This window comes from Streptomyces sp. NPDC047072 (genome assembly GCF_040643855.1).
In the GTDB taxonomy this organism is placed as follows: Bacteria; Actinomycetota; Actinomycetes; order Streptomycetales; family Streptomycetaceae; genus Streptomyces.
Genome location: NZ_JBEYVC010000078.1, coordinates 27204 through 44615, shown reverse-complemented (window position 1 = coordinate 44615; position 17412 = coordinate 27204). Strand labels below are relative to the sequence as shown.

Annotated in this window: 17 protein-coding genes and 4 tRNA genes; 9 read left to right on the top strand and 12 right to left on the bottom strand. The window is 72.3% G+C overall.

Annotated elements, in window-relative coordinates; translation table 11 throughout:
- Positions 1-868: oxidoreductase (locus tag ABZ896_RS29050; protein ID WP_360935432.1), on the bottom strand; the 868-nt coding region annotated here is incomplete at its 3' end.
- Between the two features lie 291 nt (positions 869-1159).
- Between ABZ896_RS29050 and ABZ896_RS29045 the strand changes: the two genes are divergently transcribed.
- Complete coding sequence (locus ABZ896_RS29045) at positions 1160-1576, top strand: SsgA family sporulation/cell division regulator (RefSeq protein WP_360935423.1); 417 nt, start codon at positions 1160-1162, stop codon at positions 1574-1576.
- A 9-nt stretch (positions 1577-1585) separates the two neighbouring features.
- Here the strand turns inward: ABZ896_RS29045 and ABZ896_RS29040 are convergent, their stop codons facing one another.
- From ABZ896_RS29040 to ABZ896_RS29030, 3 genes are all read right to left on the bottom strand, one after another.
- On the bottom strand, positions 1586-2422 hold the full coding sequence (locus ABZ896_RS29040) for an isocitrate lyase/phosphoenolpyruvate mutase family protein (RefSeq protein ID WP_360935420.1): 837 nt from the start codon (positions 2420-2422) through the stop codon (positions 1586-1588).
- Positions 2423-2497: 75 nt separating this feature from the next.
- A complete protein-coding gene (locus ABZ896_RS29035) occupies positions 2498-3058 on the bottom strand; it encodes a hypothetical protein (RefSeq protein ID WP_360935417.1) in 561 nt (186 codons plus the stop codon).
- Positions 3055-3732, bottom strand: coding sequence for a GPP34 family phosphoprotein (locus ABZ896_RS29030; protein WP_360935414.1), 678 nt, complete (start codon positions 3730-3732; stop codon positions 3055-3057). Before ABZ896_RS29030 ends, ABZ896_RS29035 begins: the two co-directional genes overlap by 4 nt.
- Positions 3733-4010: 278 nt before the next feature.
- Here ABZ896_RS29030 and ABZ896_RS29025 point away from each other — a divergent pair, with 278 nt between their 5' ends.
- On the top strand, positions 4011-5633 hold the full coding sequence (locus ABZ896_RS29025) for an ABC-F family ATP-binding cassette domain-containing protein (protein WP_360935411.1): 1623 nt from the start codon (positions 4011-4013) through the stop codon (positions 5631-5633).
- Here the strand turns inward: ABZ896_RS29025 and ABZ896_RS29020 are convergent.
- Positions 5602-6354 carry a MerR family transcriptional regulator gene (locus ABZ896_RS29020; RefSeq protein WP_360935408.1) on the bottom strand — a complete coding sequence of 251 codons (753 nt, stop codon included), beginning with the start codon at positions 6352-6354 and terminating at the stop codon, positions 5602-5604. The two genes, ABZ896_RS29025 and ABZ896_RS29020, sit on opposite strands and share 32 nt — an antisense overlap.
- A gap of 48 nt (positions 6355-6402) precedes the next feature.
- Here ABZ896_RS29020 and ABZ896_RS29015 point away from each other — a divergent pair, with 48 nt between their 5' ends.
- The 4 genes from ABZ896_RS29015 to ABZ896_RS29000 all read left to right on the top strand — a co-directional run bounded on the left by ABZ896_RS29015 (position 6403) and on the right by ABZ896_RS29000 (position 9848).
- Positions 6403-6846, top strand: coding sequence for a DUF6194 family protein (locus tag ABZ896_RS29015; RefSeq protein ID WP_360935429.1), 444 nt, complete (start codon positions 6403-6405; stop codon positions 6844-6846).
- A gap of 128 nt (positions 6847-6974) precedes the next feature.
- On the top strand, positions 6975-7751 hold the full coding sequence (ddaH, locus tag ABZ896_RS29010) for a dimethylargininase (RefSeq protein ID WP_360935405.1): 777 nt from the start codon (positions 6975-6977) through the stop codon (positions 7749-7751).
- A 208-nt stretch (positions 7752-7959) separates the two neighbouring features.
- On the top strand, positions 7960-8937 hold the full coding sequence (locus ABZ896_RS29005) for an acyl-ACP desaturase (RefSeq protein WP_360935402.1): 978 nt from the start codon (positions 7960-7962) through the stop codon (positions 8935-8937).
- 62 nt (positions 8938-8999) lie between these two features.
- Entirely contained in the window at positions 9000-9848 is an 849-nt protein-coding gene (locus ABZ896_RS29000) for a hypothetical protein (RefSeq protein ID WP_360935399.1), read from the top strand.
- Between the two features lie 31 nt (positions 9849-9879).
- On the opposite strand, the gene ABZ896_RS28995 is transcribed toward ABZ896_RS29000, so the two are convergent.
- Positions 9880-9955: transfer RNA gene (locus ABZ896_RS28995), tRNA-Trp, on the bottom strand.
- 91 nt (positions 9956-10046) lie between these two features.
- Here ABZ896_RS28995 and ABZ896_RS28990 point away from each other — a divergent pair.
- The gene (locus ABZ896_RS28990) at positions 10047-11450 is read left to right on the top strand and encodes a hypothetical protein (RefSeq protein WP_360935396.1); all 1404 of its coding nucleotides are present in this window, start codon (positions 10047-10049) and stop codon (positions 11448-11450) included.
- Positions 11451-13244, top strand: a complete 1794-nt coding sequence (locus ABZ896_RS28985; RefSeq protein WP_360935393.1) for an AAA family ATPase — start codon at positions 11451-11453, stop codon at positions 13242-13244.
- Between the two features lie 16 nt (positions 13245-13260).
- Here the strand turns inward: ABZ896_RS28985 and ABZ896_RS28980 are convergent, their stop codons facing one another.
- The 6 genes from ABZ896_RS28980 to ABZ896_RS28955 form a co-directional block, all read right to left on the bottom strand.
- Positions 13261-14457 carry a ribonuclease inhibitor gene (locus tag ABZ896_RS28980; RefSeq protein ID WP_360935390.1) on the bottom strand — a complete coding sequence of 399 codons (1197 nt, stop codon included), beginning with the start codon at positions 14455-14457 and terminating at the stop codon, positions 13261-13263.
- Complete coding sequence (locus tag ABZ896_RS28975; protein ID WP_360935387.1) at positions 14454-15782, bottom strand: SDR family oxidoreductase; 1329 nt, start codon at positions 15780-15782, stop codon at positions 14454-14456. Before ABZ896_RS28975 ends, ABZ896_RS28980 begins: the two co-directional genes overlap by 4 nt.
- Before the next feature lie 26 nt (positions 15783-15808).
- Positions 15809-15880 (bottom strand) — tRNA-Ala (locus tag ABZ896_RS28970).
- A gap of 9 nt (positions 15881-15889) precedes the next feature.
- Positions 15890-15961 (bottom strand) — tRNA-Glu (locus ABZ896_RS28965).
- Between the two features lie 10 nt (positions 15962-15971).
- Positions 15972-16044 (bottom strand) — tRNA-Gly (locus ABZ896_RS28960).
- 39 nt (positions 16045-16083) lie between these two features.
- A complete protein-coding gene (locus ABZ896_RS28955) occupies positions 16084-16395 on the bottom strand; it encodes a WhiB family transcriptional regulator (protein WP_360935384.1) in 312 nt (103 codons plus the stop codon).
- 201 nt (positions 16396-16596) lie between these two features.
- Here ABZ896_RS28955 and ABZ896_RS28950 point away from each other — a divergent pair, with 201 nt between their 5' ends.
- Entirely contained in the window at positions 16597-17388 is a 792-nt protein-coding gene (locus tag ABZ896_RS28950) for a VOC family protein (RefSeq protein WP_360935381.1), read from the top strand.
- Positions 17389-17412: the final 24 nt, after the last annotated feature.

Sequence of the window (17412 nt, the reverse complement as noted above, 5' to 3'; positions counted from 1 at the left end):
GGATGACCGAGCAGATCGGCATCGCCGGTGCGGCGCGAGGGGTGCCGGACTGGCTGAAGGTGAAGCGGGCGCCCGCCTGCGGGGACGCCTGGTCGGGGTTGTAGTCGCCGCCGACCGCGAGCCCGTGCGCGCGGTCGCGGAAGGCGAGGGCGAAGACGCCCTTGGCGGGCGCGCCCGCCGGGATCGGCGTGTCGGAGGCCGTCCAGGTCAGCCCGCGGTCCGCGGAGTGCAGTACACGCGCGCGTGCGCCGCCGCCGGTGGCCAGCCAGACGTCCCTGGGACCGGCGGAGACCAGGCACTGCCCGCTCGCCGCGAAGCCCGCCTCGCCGTCGAGCGCGGCCGGCATGCCCTGGTCCGGCAGCACCTTCCAGGAGCGGCCGCCGTCGGCGGTGGACAGGATGCGGAACCTCCCGTCCACCGGGTCGCTCATGGCGAGGCCGTGGCGGGTGTCGAAGAAGGTGAGGCAGTCGTAGAAGGCCTTCGCGTCGGTGTTGCGGAAGGACTCGGTCCAGGTCGCCCCGCCGTCCTCGGTGCGGTACACCCGGGACGCCTCGCCCTCGCCGATGGCCAGCACCACGGCCCGGCGCGCGTCGAAGGCCTCGACATCGCGGAACTGGAGATCGACGGCGCCGGGCGGCGAGACGTTTCGCCAGCTCTTGCCACCGTCGGTGGTGCGCAGCACGGTGCCCTGGGTGCCGGCGAGCCAGGCGGTGTCCCTGCTGACCGCCGCGAGGCCCCGGAACCGTACGCCATTGGTGCCGGTGTTCTTGAGTTCCCAGTGCGGTGCACGGCCGTCGCGCGCGTGCGCCTCGGCCGGTACGGCGGTCAGGGCGGCCAGCGCCGCGGCGCAGACCGCCCCCGCGGCCATCGTGCGCATCGTCCGTCTCGTTCGTCGCGTGTTCCCCGAGCGCCTCATGGCGGGCGAAGTTAGCCGCCCGGCCGGACGGCGTCCAGACGGCCGTCGGTGGCACGGGATTCCCAAGTGCCCTTCGGGGCACGGGAGGTGGATCTCGTCACACGCGTGTATGAACGGCGGTGACGGAGGTCACTCGAAAAAGGTGTGCACGGATCGGGTCGTTCCGACGTCTCTGTCAGTGCCCGGCCTCATCCCCGGACGTCCCGTCCGCCGTCACATCCGCCGTCACAAGGGAGCAAGGCGTTGTCCACCGTCATTGAGCAGCCCGTCGAGGCCCGTCTCGTCGCCGCGGCACCGCGGATGCCGAGCATTCCCGCCACCTTGCACTACGACCGGACCGATCCGTTCGCCGTCCGGATGACCTTCCCGGCGCCCGCCACCCTGGAGGGTGTCGAGGTCTGCTGGACTTTCAGCCGCGAGCTGCTCACCCTCGGCCAGCACGAACCGCAGGGCCACGGCGACGTCCGCGTGCGGCCCTACGGCTACGACCGCACCGTCCTGGAGTTCCACGCCCCCGAGGGCACCGCCGTCGTCCATGTCCGGTCGAGCGAGGTGCGCCGGTTCCTGGAGGCGACCAACGACCTGGTGCCGGTCGGTCTGGAGCACCTCCAGCTCGACCTGGACCACGACCTGGCCGAGCTGATGCGGGACGCGCTTTAAGGACGCGCTTTAACGACGCCCGCCCAGCAGGGTGTTGAGCGTGCCGTAGGCGAGCCCGCCCTCCAGCGATTCGTACGTCCCCGTGCCCAGCAGCTCCCGAGCGGCGCGGTGGACCACGGCGTGCGCGGCCTCGGCGAGGGACGAGCCGGTGCTGACGCGTGCCACTCCGAGCGCGGCGAGTTCGGCGACGGGCGGGGCGCCGGGTCCGGCGAGGACGTTCAGCGGTGCGTCGACTCCGTCGACGAGGAGTTTCAGGGTTCCCGGGTCGACGGCCCCGGGGACGAAGATCCCGTCGGCACCCGCGGCGCGGAAGGCGGCGGCGCGCTCCAGGGTGCGGTCGATGTCGCCGGCACCGCGCAGGAACGTGTCGATACGGGCGTTGACGAAGAGCGGCACACCCTCGGCATCGGCGGCCTCGCGGGCGGCGGCGATGCGTTCGCGCTGTTCGGCGACCGACCGCAGCGGCGCCGCTCCCTCCTCGTAGAGCGCGTCCTCGATGTTCACGCCCACCACGCCCGCGGCGAGCACCGCGCGGACGGTGTCGGCGACGCCCTCCGCGTCCTTCGCGTAGCCGGTCTCGATGTCCGCGCTGACCGGCACCCGTACGGCCGCCACGATCCGCCCCACGGCCGCCGACACCCGTTCCCGCTCCGCCCGGTCCCCGTCCGCCACCCCCAGCGCCCAGGAGAGCCCGGCGCTGGTCGTCGCGACCGCGGCGGCACCGGCGTCCTCGACGAGGCGGGCGCTGGGGACGTCCCAGGCGTTGGGCAGGACGAGCGGGGTCCCGGGGACGTGCAGGGCGCGGAAGGCGACGGCGGCTTCCCGCAGGGTGTCGTAGTGCGTCATGCGGCCCAGCCAAGCAGCCGACGACGGGCGGGGCTGGCAGGAATCCGACGTGGACGTGGGCTCGCGTCCGGGCGACTACCGGCGCCGGTCGCGCCGTAGTGCGCGCCGCTCCTTTCCCGGCAGGGTGCCGGCCAACTCGCCCACCGGGCAGACGTCGTGGCCATTGCCGTCCCGACTGCCCCGGCACCACCACACCGGTGGGCCGGCCTCGTGCTTCGCGTCCTCGTACCAGTCGTCGGTGGTCCCCGGGGGCCGCGGGTGCATGCCGATCCGGTGTTCCCGGCAGACCGGCCAGACCTGCCAGAGCAACTCCACGACGGTCTCCTGCGCCGCATCGGCGACCACGGTCAGGACCGTGTCCGGATCGTCCGGTTCCAGCGGGTCGCCCTCCTCCGGGGCCTGCGCGTTCACCGGGTTGCCCTGCCAGCGGCCGTCGGGCATCGCCACATGGACCCGGCCCTCGTCGACCATCAGTACCAGCGGGTCCTGACCCGGCAGGGTCGCCGTCACGTCCCTGTTGACCACCGCGAGGGCGGCCTCCAGCTTCGGCCACTGACCGGGCTCGGCGCGCTGGGGCTCCGGCGGCCGCTGCCAGTCGTCATCAGGACCGATCCTGAAATACGAGAAATAGCTCACCGGGGCATGGTGCCAGCCGCGGCCGACGCCCTCCCGCCCACCGTCGCCCGCACCTCATGGGCGACCTCCCGCAGGACAGGAGCCACCTCACCGCCGCGTTCGATCAGGTCCTCGACGCGAGCCATGTCCTCGGGGCCGTCAGAAGGCGACAGCGCGCTCAGACCGGCCGCGGCCGCCAGGACGGTCGTCGCCACGTCCCGCTCGGAGACCTCCTCGGCCGGCACCCGCCCGTCCAGGATTCCCCGTACGTCCTGCCGGAGCCGGAGCGCCGCCGCCTCGCCGGGAGCCGCCGACTCGTACGCGACCGAGGGGAAGATCCCGAGCGTCCACTTCCTGCGGCCCCGCAGATATCCCGCGGCGGCCAGTTGCTCTCGTACGACGTCCCGCGTGACCCGGGAGTGCAGCGTCACCCAGGTCCGCCACCCGTGCGGCCCGGACTCCCGTACGAGTTCCAGGAGCCCGTCCAGGACGGGGTCGCCGGAGTCGGAGTCCATGTCGGCCGGTGTCGCGATGCCGTCCTCGTCGACGAGCAGTCCGCGGACGGCCAACTCCACGAGGGCGCCCGCCCGGACCACCTGGGCGGTCCCGGGAATCTCCGCCCCGTCACCGTCCCGGCTCAGCAGGGCGAGCCGGGCGGGCAGGGAGAGCGAGCCGTGGGGTACAGGGCCGCGCACAGGGCCTCCTAGGGGCGTTAATGCGTTGACAGCCCCGAGGGCCGCCTCCTACGTTGTACAACGGTTCTGTTGTCGTCGATCGGAGTAGGACGTTGCTCGTCTGAGGTCCTGAGACACCGTGTCACCCCAGGTGGGGTGCACCGAGTGTGACCTCGGCAGCCGAGCCGTCCCGACGGACAGGGCCATTTTCGTGCCCTGGGCCTCCTCTCGCCTCCTGGGTCACAGGTGTCTCGATACGCGTTTGCCCCTGATCGCATCGAGCAACCGCGGAGGCACACATGCCTACAGCCATTTCCTGCACCTCCCTCGCCTTCTCCTGGCCCGACGGCAGCCCCGTCTTCGAGGGCCTCGACGTCACCTTCGGCACCGGCCGCACCGGGCTCGTCGGCGTCAACGGATCGGGGAAATCAACCCTGTTGAAGCTGATCGCCGGCGAACTCGCCCCGGCCGACGGCACCGTCCGGGTGGCCGGCGAGGTCGGCTACCTCCCGCAGAACGTCACGCTGGACACCCGGTTGAGGGTCGACGAGGCCCTCGGCATCGCCGCGCGGCGCACCGCCCTGCACGCCATCGAGGCGGGCGACGTGTCCGAGGAGCACTTCGAGACCGTCGGCGACGACTGGGACGTCGAGGAACGCGCCCTCGCCACCCTCGGCGAACTCGGCCTCGGCCACATCGGGTTGGACCGCACCACCGGCGAGGTCTCGGGCGGCGAGTCGGTACTGCTGCGGCTGGCCGCGCTGCTGCTGCGCCGGCCGGACGTCCTGCTCCTCGACGAACCGACCAACAACCTTGACCTGTACGCCCGCAGGCGCCTGTACACGGCCGTCTCGACCTGGCCCGGCGTCATGGTCGTGGTCAGCCACGACCGCGAACTCCTCGACCTGGTCGACCAGATCGCCGACCTGCGCTCCGGTGAGGTCACCTGGTACGGCGGCAACTTCTCCGCCTACGAGGAGGCGCTCTCCGTCGAACAGGAGGCGGCGGAGCGGATGGTGCGGGTCGCCGAGTCCGACGTCCGCAAGCAGAAACGCGAACTGGCCGACGCTCAGATGAAGTTGGCCCGCCGCAAGCGGTACGGCCAGAAGATGTTCGAGCAGAAGCGCGAGCCGAAGATCGTCATGGGGGCGCGCAAGCGCGCGGCGCAGGAGTCCGCGGGCAAGCACCGCATCATGCACGAGGAGCGGCTCTCGGAGGCGAAGGAACGCCTCGACGAGGCGGTGGAGGCGGTCCGGGACGACGACGAGATCCGCGTCGACCTGCCGTACACGGCGGTACCGCCGGGCCGTACGGTCCTCACGCTGCTGGACCTCGAACTCGCCTACGGCGCGCGGGTGAAGGGCGGTTTCGACCTGCGGGGCCCGGAGCGGGTGGCGTTGATCGGGCGCAACGGCGCGGGCAAGACGACGCTGCTGCGGACGGTAGCCGGGGAACTGGAGCCGGTGTCGGGCGAGTCGAAGGCCCATGTGCCGCTGCGGTTCCTGCCGCAGCGTCTCGACGTGCTCGACGGCGAGCTGACCGTCGCCGAGAACGTGGCCCGGTTCGCGCCGGGTGCCACCAACAACCGGGTGCGGGCCCGTCTCGCCCGCTTCCTGTTCCGGGGTGCCCGCGCCGACCAGCGGGCGGCGACGCTCTCCGGCGGCGAGCGCTTCCGGGCGGCACTGGCCGCGCTGATGCTGGCCGAACCGGCACCCCAGCTGCTCATGCTCGACGAGCCGACGAACAACCTCGACATGGCGAGCGTGCGCCAGCTGACCACGGCACTGGAGTCCTACGAGGGGGCGCTGATCGTGGCCAGCCACGACGTGCCGTTCCTGGAGTCGATCGGCATCACCCGCTGGCTGCTGCTGGACGGGGAGCTGCGGGAGATCACGCCGGAGGAGGTGGAGCACCCGGCGTAGCGACTTCCGGTACGGCCGTCTCCTGTACGGCCGACTCCCGTACGGCGGTGACGACCTCCGCCAGATCCGCGCCCGCCCGGAGCAGCGCCACGCTTCGGGCGGCGATGCGGTCGAGGCGGTCCCCGAGGAGGCGCCGGGTCTCCTCCAGGCCGTCGCGGCCGTCCAGGGTGCCCATGATCTCGCGGACGGCCGGGACGCCGTAGCCGCCGGCCCGCAGCGCGGTGACGATCCGGGCCGCCCCGACGGCGGCGGGACCGTAGCGACGGGCCCGTAGCGTCGTGACGCGCTCGGGTTCGACCAGCCCTTCCTGCTCCCAGAACCGCAGCGTGGAGGACCGTACCCCGAGCGCCTCCGCGAGTTCGGTGATCGTCATGGAGTCGCCGTCCGGCCCGGTCTCCTCGTCCTGGATCGCCCGGAGCGCCCCCTGGGCCCGCAGCACCTCCGCCCGCTCCCGCGCGAGCCGCGCGTGCGCCTCGTCGACCGCGGCGGCCGCCTCCGTGAGCGTCCCCGCCCGCAGTGCGGTGAGCAGTCGGCGTGCCTCGACGGGGCCGAGGGCGCCCGCGAGCCCCCGGTAGGCGCGCAGGGCGTGCACATGGACGGTCGTATAGGAGCGGTAGCCGTTGTCCGACCGGGCCGCCGGCGGAATCACCCCGAGCCGCTCCAGGTCGCGCACCTGCTGCACCGAGTACCCGGTCTCCTCGGCGACATCGACGGTCCGCATCCGGCCAACCCCACATCAGCACTTGAAGGTGATGCTCGAACCATGAGTATGGAGCAGATCATCACGACCGTGCGCGGCTTCGAGGGGGCGCTGGTGGTCGCCCCGGAGCCCGGTGGAGACTTTCCGGAGATCGCGTGGGGCGACGCGTTCTTCTACTACGCCCCCGACGGCGTGCTGCCCCGCACCACCCAGCCGTACGGGACGATCGTCACCAAGGACCACCCCGGCGACACCGACTCCGCCCTCGACGCCCCGGGCCGGTGGCGCGTCAACGTCCATGTGGGCCGTACGGCGTTGCGGAGGCTCACCGGCGACCTCGTCGCCCCCTACGACCTCGCGGAGGCGGACCGCGTCCTGCCGCACCCGGTGTACGGCGCCCTCGGCTGGATCTGCGTCGTCGTCCCCGGCGAGCGGACGACGGGGACCGTCGTACGGCTGCTGCGGGAGGCCCATGAAGCGGCACGCGCGCGTGTCGCCCGTCGGAACGGGTGAGGTGTGATGCGTCTCAGGAGGGCCACAGCCTGACCACGAGGGTTTTGTCGACACGGACGCGGGTTGCATGATGGCTGACCGGTGCCCCGCGCGGGCGCCGCCACCGTCCCGCCGATACGGAGTTCCTCGTGCCCAGCAAGAAGGCCCTCGTCCGCCGCCCCAGCCCGCGCCTCGCCGAAGGCCTGGTGACGCATGTCGAGCGGGAGAAGGTCGACGTCGATCTCGCGGCCGAGCAGTGGGAGGCCTACGTCGAGGCCCTGCGGGCGCACGGGTGGGAGACCGTCGAGGTGGACCCGGAGGACGACTGCCCGGACTCGGTGTTCGTCGAGGACACCGTGGTCATGTACAAGAACGTCGCCCTGATCGCGCGCTCCGGCGCCGAGTCGCGCCGCGAGGAGACCATTGGCGTCGAGGAGGCCGTGGCGCGCCTCGGCTGCTCGGTGAACTGGATCTGGGAGCCGGGCACCCTGGACGGCGGCGACGTCCTGAAGGTCGGCGACACGATCTACGTGGGCCGGGGCGGGCGCACCAACGCGGCCGGCGTCCAGCAGTTGCGGGCCGCCTTCGAGCCGCTCGGCGCGCGCGTGGTGGCCGTCCCGGTGAGCAAGGTGCTGCATCTGAAGTCGGCGGTCACGGCGCTGCCCGACGGGACCGTCATCGGGCACATCCCCAAGGTCGACCGCCCCTCGCTCTTCCCGCGCTTCCTGTCCGTCCCCGAGGAGGCGGGCTCCCATGTGGTGCTCCTCGGCGGCCCCAAGCTGCTGATGGCGGCGAGCGCGCCGAAGACGGCGGACCTGCTCACCGATCTCGGCTTCGAGCCGGTCCTGGTCGACATCAGCGAGTTCGAGAAGCTCGAAGGGTGTGTGACGTGCCTCTCGGTCCGGCTCCGGGACCTCTACGCCTGACCGGGTGATCGCCTCACCCGATCGGCCCCGGACCTGGGACTCACGGGGTAGCTTGTCATGTGCAGGGAACATCGCTGATCAGGGATCTTTACAGCGGGCTTAACCTACGGTCTCGTAACCTACGGCTTCGTAGCCTACGATTCCGTAAGTTCCCGGCGCCGCTCGCCGGCACTCCCCCTGTTCTCACCGCGTCCCCCCTGGAGTACCTGTGACGATCACTTCCCCTCACCTCGGCAGCCCGTCCGCCAACTGGACCGACGCGCGGCTGCTGTACGCCTTGGAGGAAGTGGTCGAGAAGGAGCTGAACCGGCACCTGAAGGTCACCAAGGACTGGATGCCGCACGAGTACGTGCCCTGGGGCGACGGCCGCAACTTCCCCGGCTTCTTCGAGGACGGCGAGGCCTGGGAGAAGGGGCAGTCCAAGGTCACCGAGATCGGCCGGATCGCCCTGGTGGTGAACCTCCTCACCGAGGACAACCTCCCCAGCTACCACCACGAGATCGCCTCGCTCTTCGGCCGGGACGGCGCCTGGGGCACCTGGGTGCACCGCTGGACGGCCGAGGAGGGCCGCCACGGCATCGTGATGCGGGACTACCTGCTCGCCTCGCGCGCGGTGGACCCGGACAAGCTGGAGGAGTTCCGCATGGCCCACATGAGCGAGGGCTTCGAGTCGGACAACGGCCACTCGATGCTGCACTCGGTGGCCTACGTCTCCTTCCAGGAGCTGGCGACCCGTGTCTCGCACCGCAACACCGGCCACCAGTCGGGCGACCCGGTCTGCGACCGCATGCTGGCGCGCATCGCGACCGACGAGAACCTCCACATGGTCTTCTACCGGAACCTGCTCAAGGCGGCCTTCGAGCTCGCGCCCGACCTGACGATGCAGGCGGTGCGGGACGTCATCGTGAACTTCCGGATGCCCGGCCACGGCATGCCCGGCTTCGAGCGGGCCGCCGCGCAGATGGCGATCGGCGAGATCTACAACATGCGCATCCACCACGACGACGTCATCCAGCCCGTCCTGCGCTTCCTCAAGGTCATGGACATCGACGGCCTCGGTCCCGAGGGCCTCAAGGCCCAGGAGGAGCTGGGTCTCTACATGAACGGCCTGGACGCGGAGGCCTCGAAGTTCGACGAGAAGCTGGCGGCCCGCAAGGCGCGGATGGCGGCGCGCGCGAGCGCCTGACACCCACCGGGGCGCCCGAATTCCCGGTGCGCCCCTCGCCGCGCCTGCGGCATCATGCGCACATGCGAGCGGACGTCACCTCCGGCCATGCGGTCGGTTTCCTGCTGCGCCTGATCGACGCCGGGACGGCCGACCGGGTGCGGGCGCGGATCGGCCTGCCCAGACCCGCGTCAAAGGGCCTGACGCAGGCCAGGCGTCAACTGACCGCCGCGCCCCCTTGGGGATCCACGGCCGTCCCGTCGTCGGTCCTGCTGTGGGTGCTGGAGGAGGACGACCCCGACCTCAACTTCGTGGTGTGGCAGCACCGTTCCACCGATTCCGGCCTGCGGCGGGCCGTCCTGCGCGGTGAGCCGTTCGGGCCCGACGGCAGCCGGTCGGTGCGGGTGCACCGATCCCTGCGCCATCACGACCTCCGCGTTCCCGAGCCCGTCACCCGGCTCGGCCTCGTCGGCGCGCTGCGCGAGGTGACCACCATGGGGATCGCGCGGGAGACCGTCACCATGGTCACCGGCCGCGGCGACTGGGTGGCCGTCGCGGAGGCGGACCACGAGCAACCGCTGCCCGGCTACGCCCGCTGGGCGCTGTCCGTGCGCCCGGACTGTCCGCCCGCGCTGCGCGAACGGTTCGGCAGCCACGCCAAGTTCACCCACCGCGTCCGGCAGGCGGGAGTCCTGGCCGGTCCCGCGGAGTACACGACGTCGCACTCCCCCGCCGCACACGTGCTGAAGATCCTGTCGCTGGGTCATGTGATGTTCCCGGCCAGGGTCCGCCAGGCCGAGGACGCCCTGCGCCCCCTGGTCCGCGAGCACTTGGGCGACCGCGAGGAGGCCTGGGCGGTGCTCGCGCAGCTCGTCGACACGTTCCACGGGACGGCGCCCGAACTGGTGGTGACGGCGGGCGCGATCGCCTGAACCGCCGTTTCCCGAACGCTGGGGGCAGGGGGGCGGGGCGGCTGGATTCGAACCAGCGTGTTCTGGTTTTGGAGACCGGTGCGCCTGCCTCTGCGCTACGGCCCCGCCCTTGGTCCCCGAGCGTAATGCGTTGGCCCGTTGTCAGTGGGCGCTGCTACCAATGAGGCACGGGGGAGATTTCGGTACGGGGGGCTCGAGATGGCGTACGGAGAGCGGGGGCGGCGTGTCCCGGTGGTCGACCTGGCCGACCGCAGGGCGCTGGAGCGGTACCGGCCGACGGACGCGGCGGTGGTCAAGGAGGCGCGGCGGCTGAAGGAGGCCGCGCTGCTGGACTTCGGGCTGACGGAGTCGGCGGTGGCGTCGTGGCTGTACGCCAAGTGCCGTCATCAGATCCCGACGACCGCGATCGACACCGCGGCCGTGGTCGCCTCCGGCGACGGCTCCTGCCTGCTGCTCTACAACCCGGACTTCTTCGTCGGACTCGGCCTGGACGGCGTGAAGTTCGTGCTCTTCCACGAGGCCCGGCATCTCGTGCACCGGCACCTGTTCACCGACCCCGAGCTGCGCGCGGACCCGGTGTTCGAGCTGGCCTGCGAGGTGTCCGTCAACCACGTCGGGCTGGTCCGCCTCGGCCGCCGGGACCTGCCCCTGCTGGACGGCCGGCCGACAGGCGTCGACCCGCGCGAGGTCTACGACACCTACGTCCTGGACCTGACCGAGCAGGGCCTGGAGCCGGTCCCGTACGAGACATTCACCGAGACGGACATGCGGGTGTACGGCGAACTGAAGCGCATGCGCCACCCGCCCGTGCCCGAACGGCGGCTCTGCGCCCACCTGGTGGAGGGCGGCGTCCCGGCCGACCAGGAGACCGTCGACGCGGTCGTCTCCTCGGCGCTCCTCAACTCCCTGCTGGCGGCCCGGCGGGGGCACACCGGCGCGGAGCGCGAGCTGCTCGACCTGATGGGCCGCACCGCGGACGGCAACGCGCGCGCGGCGCGGATCTGGGGGAACCTCGGCGCGGGCGCGCTGCGCGGCGAGACCTCGCGCACACGCACGGTCGACTGGTGGCAGCGCTGGCTCGTCGACGTGCTCGGCTCCCGACTGCGCGACGGCGAGCGGCTGGTGTACCCGAAGAAGCGCGGCGCGCTGCTCGCGGCGCTCGGCCAGGACCCGATGCTCTCGCGGCGCGGCCCGGTCCGGGACAAGGTGCTCGTCGTCGCCTACGACACCTCGGGCTCCATGCCGGACCACGTGATCGAGTGGCTCACCCGGCTCGTGGGGCGGATCGACGGAGTCGAGGCGCACTGGCTGTCCTTCGACGGCGAGGTCATGCCGTTCAAGCCCGGCGAGCGGGTCTACGGCGGTGGCGGCACGAGCTTCCAGGTGGTCGCCGACTACGTGGAGGGCCGTACGGAGGTCAGGGGGCGGCGCTTCGACGTCACCCCGGACGCGGTCGTGGTGCTCACCGACGGATACGCCCCGCCGATCACGCCCGCCGAGCCGGACAAGTGGATCTGGCTGATCACGGAGGGCGGCAGCGAGTGGCCCGAGACGCACACCCCGGCGATGGACTGCCATCGCGTCACTACAGGATCACGGTAAATGACCACAGACACCGAGCAGTTGACGACCTCGCGCCTGGAGTCCTTCATCGACGCGATGATCGACATGGGGCAGACGGGGCAGATCTTCGGCGAGCACGGCATCGGCAAGACGGCGACGTTCTTCTCGCACATCGGCCGGGCGTACCCGGACGCGACGCTGGTGTACGTCCCGGCGGCGAACCTCACACCGGACGACCTGCTCGTCAACGCGCCGGTGCGCGACCCGCACACCGGTGAACTGGTGCTGCGCCAGCTGGTGATGAGCCAGCTGAAGCCTGGACAGCCGTTCGTGCTGCTCGTCGACGACTCCCTCCAGGCGGGCGAGACGATCCAGTCGCAGCTGATGCAGATCGCCTGCGACTGGACGCTCGGCGAGCACGACCTGCGCGCGCTGGGCTGCGTCGGCGTCTTCCTCACCGACAACGAGTCGCTGGCCGAGACCTCGGCCCGGCGCAGCGACCTCGCCCTGCTGGACCGCATGGTGACGCTGCGCATCACGGCGAACGACACCTCGTGGCGACGGCATCTGGCGGCCAAGTACCGCCCGTGGGACCTGCGTCCGGTGTTCTCGCTGTGGGCGTCGCTCTCCCCCGCTCTGCGCGAGCTGCTGTCCCCGCGCACCCTGGACCATGTGCTGGCCAACGCCCGGGAGGGCTTCCCGCTGCGCTGGGGCCTGCCCCTGGTCGACGGCGAGCGGCTGCGGCTCGCCGAGCCGGGACCGGACGGCCGGCCCGGGCAGAACCGCACGGCCGAGATCCTGGACCGCGTGGCCGAGTCGCTCGGTGTGCCCAACCCCGCGACGATCCCCGATCCGGTACGGCAGGTCGTGCGCGCCGCGCTGCGCAACCGCTGGACGGTGCTGCTCCAGGGCCCGCCGGGCTGCGGCAAGACGGAGCTGGTGCGGGAGACGGTGCGGATGGGGCTGGGGCGGGAGCCGCTGTACTTCTCGCTGCCGGTGACGAACGTCGAGGACCTGTGCGCGCCCATCCCGTCGGCCGACGGGACCCTCGACAACCTCCTGGCGGCGAAGTTCACCGGGCCCGAGCCCAAGGCGATCGTGTGGGACGAGTACAACCGGCCCAAGGACAAGGCCGCGTTCGCCAAGCTGATGGAGATCACTCAGGAGTGGTCGCTGGCGGGGCGGCGGATCGAGAACCTGCGGGCGCAGATCGCGGTGCAGAACCCGCCGTACCATCTGGGCCGCAAGATGCTCGTGTCCCGGAACAACATCGCGCAGGCGACCCGTTTCACGGCCTCGCTCCAGGTCGAGCCCGAGGACATACCGGCCAACGAGTGGCTGCTGGCCCGGTACGGCGCGGACGCGGAAACGGTCCTGGAGTGGTGGAAGCACGACATCGACGACGACGGGCGGGCCTGGATCACCAAGCGCACGCTGGAGCGGCTGATCAAGCTGCACCGGCGGGGGCTGCCGCTGGAGATGGGCACGGTCTATCTCGGCGACGGCGAGTACGCGCCCGTGCCGCTCACCGCGCTGATCGACCGCTTCCGGGGCAGGCCGGTCACGGGACTTCGTGAACTCGCGCGTGACATCGCGGCCTGGGAGGCCCGTCTTCGGCAGGCCGCCGACCACTCCTCGGAGGGCGGCGACGACAGCGACGTCGTCCACCAGGTCCTCGCCAACGCGGAGCTGTCCCAGCTGAAGAAGCACCGCGCCGCCGTCACCCGCCTGGTGGCCCTGCTGCCGGCGAAGCTGCGGGCGACGTATCTGGTGGGGGCGTCGGCGCGGCAACAGCGGTTCTGGACAGAGGTGTTCATGGCGATGCGGCGGTGAACCGGGGGTGCGCGCTTCAACCGTCGGGATCCGGCGGCGCCGTCCGGTGCACGCTGCGCACGGCGCGCACGTCGGGCGGGACCGTAGGGAGCGGGACGTGGGCGGCCAGGGCGTCGAGGCGGCGTTTGACGCTCGTGGCGATGCCCTGGCCGAGGACGAAGCGGGTGGCCGTCGTCGCGTGCGGCGCCCTGTCCAGGAGACGGTGGGCCTCGCGGCTGCGCAGACCGGTGTGGGTGAGGACCAGGTGGGTGAGGCGGTGTCCGGCGGTGCTCGCGAGGACGTCCGCGATCGCTTCCGCCGCCGTCAGGTCGACACGGTTGTCTCGCGCCCCGAGCACGCCCGCCGCCCGCACCCGTCCGAGGTCCAGCAGTTCGACCCCGGCCGCCGTCGCCGCCGCGACCAGCCGGGCCGCGGCGGCGGGCCCGATGCCGTTGCTCGCGACGGACAGCCGGACGAGCCGTCCGTACGGCGCCCGACCCAACGCCTCGGCGAGGCGAAGCGCTCCGCCGTCGCCCAACCGGGCGGCTGACACGTACAGTTCGTCGACCGCGCCCGCCGCGATCACCTCGGCGAGAGCCCGCGCCCCGGCCTCCCCGAGCGGGTTGCCGCCGACGAACAGCCGCTCGATGCGCCGGCCGTTCTCCGCCGCGGCCAGGAGCGCGTCGGCCAGGACGGTGAGGCCGGCCGCGTCGAGCCCGGTCTGGACGAGGTCCAGCGTGCGCAACGCACGTGCGGCGTCGACGAGTTCGGCCGCCGCCCGGCCGCCCCCGCCGCCCAGCGGGTTGCGCTTGAGCCACACGCCGGTGACGACCTGCGGGGCGGCCCGCAGCTGGTCGGCGATCCGGCAGGCGCCGCCCTCGGTGATGCCGTTGCACCCGAGGTAGAGCGTCTCGACACCGGTGCCCGCCCCGGCCACCGCGGCCGCCCCGTCGTCGCCCAGCCCGTCGGTCCCGAGCAGCAGATGCCGTATCGGAGAAGGCCCTTGAGCCAGCGCGTCGGCGACCAGTGCGGCACCCTCGGCACCCAGGGACTGCTTGCACAGGTCGAGCCGCCCGTCAGGCAGCGCCGTACCCGCGGTGAAGTCCAGCCGCTCGCCCGCCGGGCGGCCGGACCGCAACCAGTCGAGCAGCGGGGCGAGTTCGGCGGCCGGGCGCGGCACAACGTACGGCACCCCGGCGAAGCCGCCCGCCTCCTCCGGTCCGTCCTCGCTCACCACTCCGCCTCCCGGTAGTCCTTCAGGAACACGCCGGACACGGGGTCGCCCGCCTCGCCGCGCACGATCGGGTCGTAGACCCGGGCCGCCCCGTCCACGATGTCCAGCGGCGTGCGGAACCCGGCGCGGGACATCCGCTCCTTCTTCGGCGCCGGGTTCTCGTCGGTGATCCAGCCGGTGTCGACGGCGCACATGTGCACGCCCCGCTCGGCGAGTTCGGCGGCGCTGGTGCGGGTGAGCATGTTGAGGGCGGCCTTGGCCATGTTGGTGTGCGGGTGCCCGGCCATCTTGTTGCGGACGGCGAAACGCCCCTCCACGGCGGTGACGTTGACGACGTAGCGGCGCGGGTGCGGGGAGGCGAGCAGCAGGGGCAGCAGGCGGTCGCAGAGCAGGGCCGGAGCGAGGGCGTTGACGAGCTGGGTCTCCAGGACCTCGGCCGGGTCGAGCGCGCCGAGCCGGGCCGACCAGGAGTTCTCCGGGGACGGGTCGGGCAGCAGGCCGGCCTCGTCAGCCTCGCGCAGCGCGGCGGGCAGCGACGCGGCGCCGCTCTGAAGCATCCGGGTCGGCGTGAAGCCGGGCGCCCTGCGGGTGCCCTCGGGCAGCGCGTCGCGCTCTCCGGCGGCGAGCAGGGCGTACGACTCGGGCGGCCGGCGGACCGTCTGCGCGGCGTTGTTGACGAGGACGTCCAGCGGGCGGCCCTCCTGGCGCAGCTCCTCGCACAGGCCGAGGACCTGGCGGGGGTCGCGCAGGTCGACCGCGACGACCGTCAGCCGGTCGAGCCACGCACCGCTGCCCGGCTCGGCCTCGAAGCGGCGCCGGGTGTCGTGCGGGAAACGGCTGGTCACCAGCAGCTCCGCGCCGTCCCTGAGCATCATCAGGGCCAGCTGGAAGCCGATCTTCACCCGGCCGCCGGTGAGCAGGACACGGCGTCCGCCGAGGTCGGTGGTCAGGCCCCGGCGGGCCGTGTTGTCGGCAGCGCAGCGCGGGCAGAGGCGGTGGTAGAAGGCGTCGACCTGTCGATAGGGCGACTTGCAGACATAGCAACTGCGCGCCCGGTGGAAGAGTCCCTCGTCGCCGGGGACGGCCAGGGGCGCGTCCTCGCGCCGGTCGTGGGCGCCGGTCGCGGTGGCCGCCATCGTCTCGGCGTCGGCGGCGGAGATCTCCGCACCGCGCGCCTTGCGGCGCCTGAGCCGTCCGTCGCGGGCGAACGAGGCGGCGACCTGCTCGGCGCGCAGCCGCACGGGGTCGTCCACGGGCAGCTCGCGCATCCTGCCGACCGTGCGATGGAAGGCGGCCAGCTCCTCCTCGCCGATCACGTCACCCATGTGTCCCCGCCCCCTCGGTGCCTGCGTGGGCCGGGTCGGATTCGAACCGACGTCTCCTTCATGCGATGAAGGCGCGCCTGCCTCTGCGCTACCGACCCCCGTGTGATGGGCCCCGGCCGGATTCGAACCGGCGTATCCGCCTTGAGAGGGCGGCGAGTCTGCCTCTGCTCCACAGGGCCCGCGCACGCAGCCCGGGGATCGGATTCGAACCGACGTCTTCGCCTGGGCAAGGCGGTGCGCCTGCCTCTGCGCTACGCCCGGGTGCGCTCCCGGATCCTAACCGCACCGCCGTCCCGGCGGCTCACCGGTTTTCGAGCCGCCTGAGTTCCAGGCGCTCCTTCTCCGACAGGCCGCCCCAGACGCCGAAGCGCTCGTCGTGGCGCATCGCGTACTCGAGACAGGCCGGGCGCATCTCGCACATGCCGCAGATTTTCTTGGCCTCACGGACCGAGCTGCCCGGTTCGGGGAAGAAGAAGTCCGCCCCGGTCTCCGCGCACAGGGCCCGCGTCTGCCAGGAGAGGTCGGCCGGGGTGATGGTGTCCACGTTCATGGCCGAGATCGTGCCGGGCAGCGAAAAACGTTCGATCAACGCCGGATCAACGCGGCCGTTCATGGCCCCCGGCCGACCCGATCGTGCCGCGTCCGACGCACGGGCGCACGGCGGCGCGCGGAGCGGGGCGTGTGGCGGGGTGTGCTGTGCGGCTCCTCGGTGCACCCGGGGCGGGCTCCCTCGCGCATCCCGGCGGCGATTGTCAGTGGGCGGTGCAAGACTCGGTCGTGGCAGGACACGGGACCCTTCAGAGGAGGGGCAGTAATGCTCACCACCCGTTACATCACCGGCGCTCCGAACTGGCTCGACCTCGGCACCCCCGACCTCGACGGCGCCATTTCCTTCTACGGCGCCCTGTTCGGCTGGGAGTTCCAGCCGGGCCCGCCCGAAGCCGGCGGCTACGGCTTCTTCCGGCTCGACGGCAGGACCGCCGCGGGCGGCATGCGGACCACCGGCGAGCAGGGCCCGCCGTCCTGGACGGTGTACTTCCAGACTCCGGACGCGGACGCCACCGCGAAGGCGGCCGAGCAGGCTCACGGCAAGGTGCTGATGCCGCCGATGGACGTCATGGAGGAGGGCCGGATGGCGGTTCTCGCCGACAAGGCGGGCGTGCCGTTCGGCATCTGGCAGCCGGGGCGGACCAAGGGGCTGGACGTGGTGCAGGAGCCGGGCTCGCTGTGCTGGGTCGAGCTGTATACCGCGGACCTGCCCATGGCCGCGTTCTTCTACCACGCGGCCCTGGGCCTGGAGACCTACGGCGTCGACTTCCCGGGCGGCAGCTACACCACGATCCTGCCGGGCGGGCAGAGCGAGGACGCCATGTTCGGCGGCGTCGTCCCGCTCGCCGACGACCCCCTGGAGGCGGCCGCCGGGGCCCACTGGCTGCCGTACTTCGAGGTCACGGACCCGGACGCGGTGGTCGCGAAGGCGCGGGAGCTGGGCGGCACGGTCAGCCTGCCGGCCACGGACATCCCGGGCGTCGGCCGGGTGGCGCGGCTGGCCGACCCGGCGGGGGCACGTTTTGCGGTGATCAAGACGGCACCGCAGGAGGTGTGACGGGGCGGGTTCAGGGCGGGCTCA

What these genes read in the sequence shown, in the direction of transcription:
- ABZ896_RS29015 (WP_360935429.1), top strand. Translation starts at nt 6,403, where the DNA reads ATGGAGCAGATCATCACGACCGTGCGCGGCTTCGAGGGGGCGCTGGTG.
- ABZ896_RS28985 (WP_360935393.1), top strand. Translation starts at nt 11,451, where the DNA reads ATGACCACAGACACCGAGCAGTTGACGACCTCGCGCCTGGAGTCCTTC.
- ABZ896_RS29020 (WP_360935408.1), bottom strand. Translation starts at nt 6,354, where the DNA reads ATGCGGACCGTCGATGTCGCCGAGGAGACCGGGTACTCGGTGCAGCAG.
- ABZ896_RS28950 (WP_360935381.1), top strand. Translation starts at nt 16,597, where the DNA reads ATGCTCACCACCCGTTACATCACCGGCGCTCCGAACTGGCTCGACCTC.
- ABZ896_RS29025 (WP_360935411.1), top strand. Translation starts at nt 4,011, where the DNA reads ATGCCTACAGCCATTTCCTGCACCTCCCTCGCCTTCTCCTGGCCCGAC.
- ABZ896_RS29040 (WP_360935420.1), bottom strand. Translation starts at nt 2,422, where the DNA reads ATGACGCACTACGACACCCTGCGGGAAGCCGCCGTCGCCTTCCGCGCC.
- ABZ896_RS29000 (WP_360935399.1), top strand. Translation starts at nt 9,000, where the DNA reads ATGCGAGCGGACGTCACCTCCGGCCATGCGGTCGGTTTCCTGCTGCGC.
- ABZ896_RS28955 (WP_360935384.1), bottom strand. Translation starts at nt 16,395, where the DNA reads ATGAACGGCCGCGTTGATCCGGCGTTGATCGAACGTTTTTCGCTGCCC.
- ABZ896_RS28975 (WP_360935387.1), bottom strand. Translation starts at nt 15,782, where the DNA reads ATGGGTGACGTGATCGGCGAGGAGGAGCTGGCCGCCTTCCATCGCACG.
- ABZ896_RS28990 (WP_360935396.1), top strand. Translation starts at nt 10,047, where the DNA reads ATGGCGTACGGAGAGCGGGGGCGGCGTGTCCCGGTGGTCGACCTGGCC.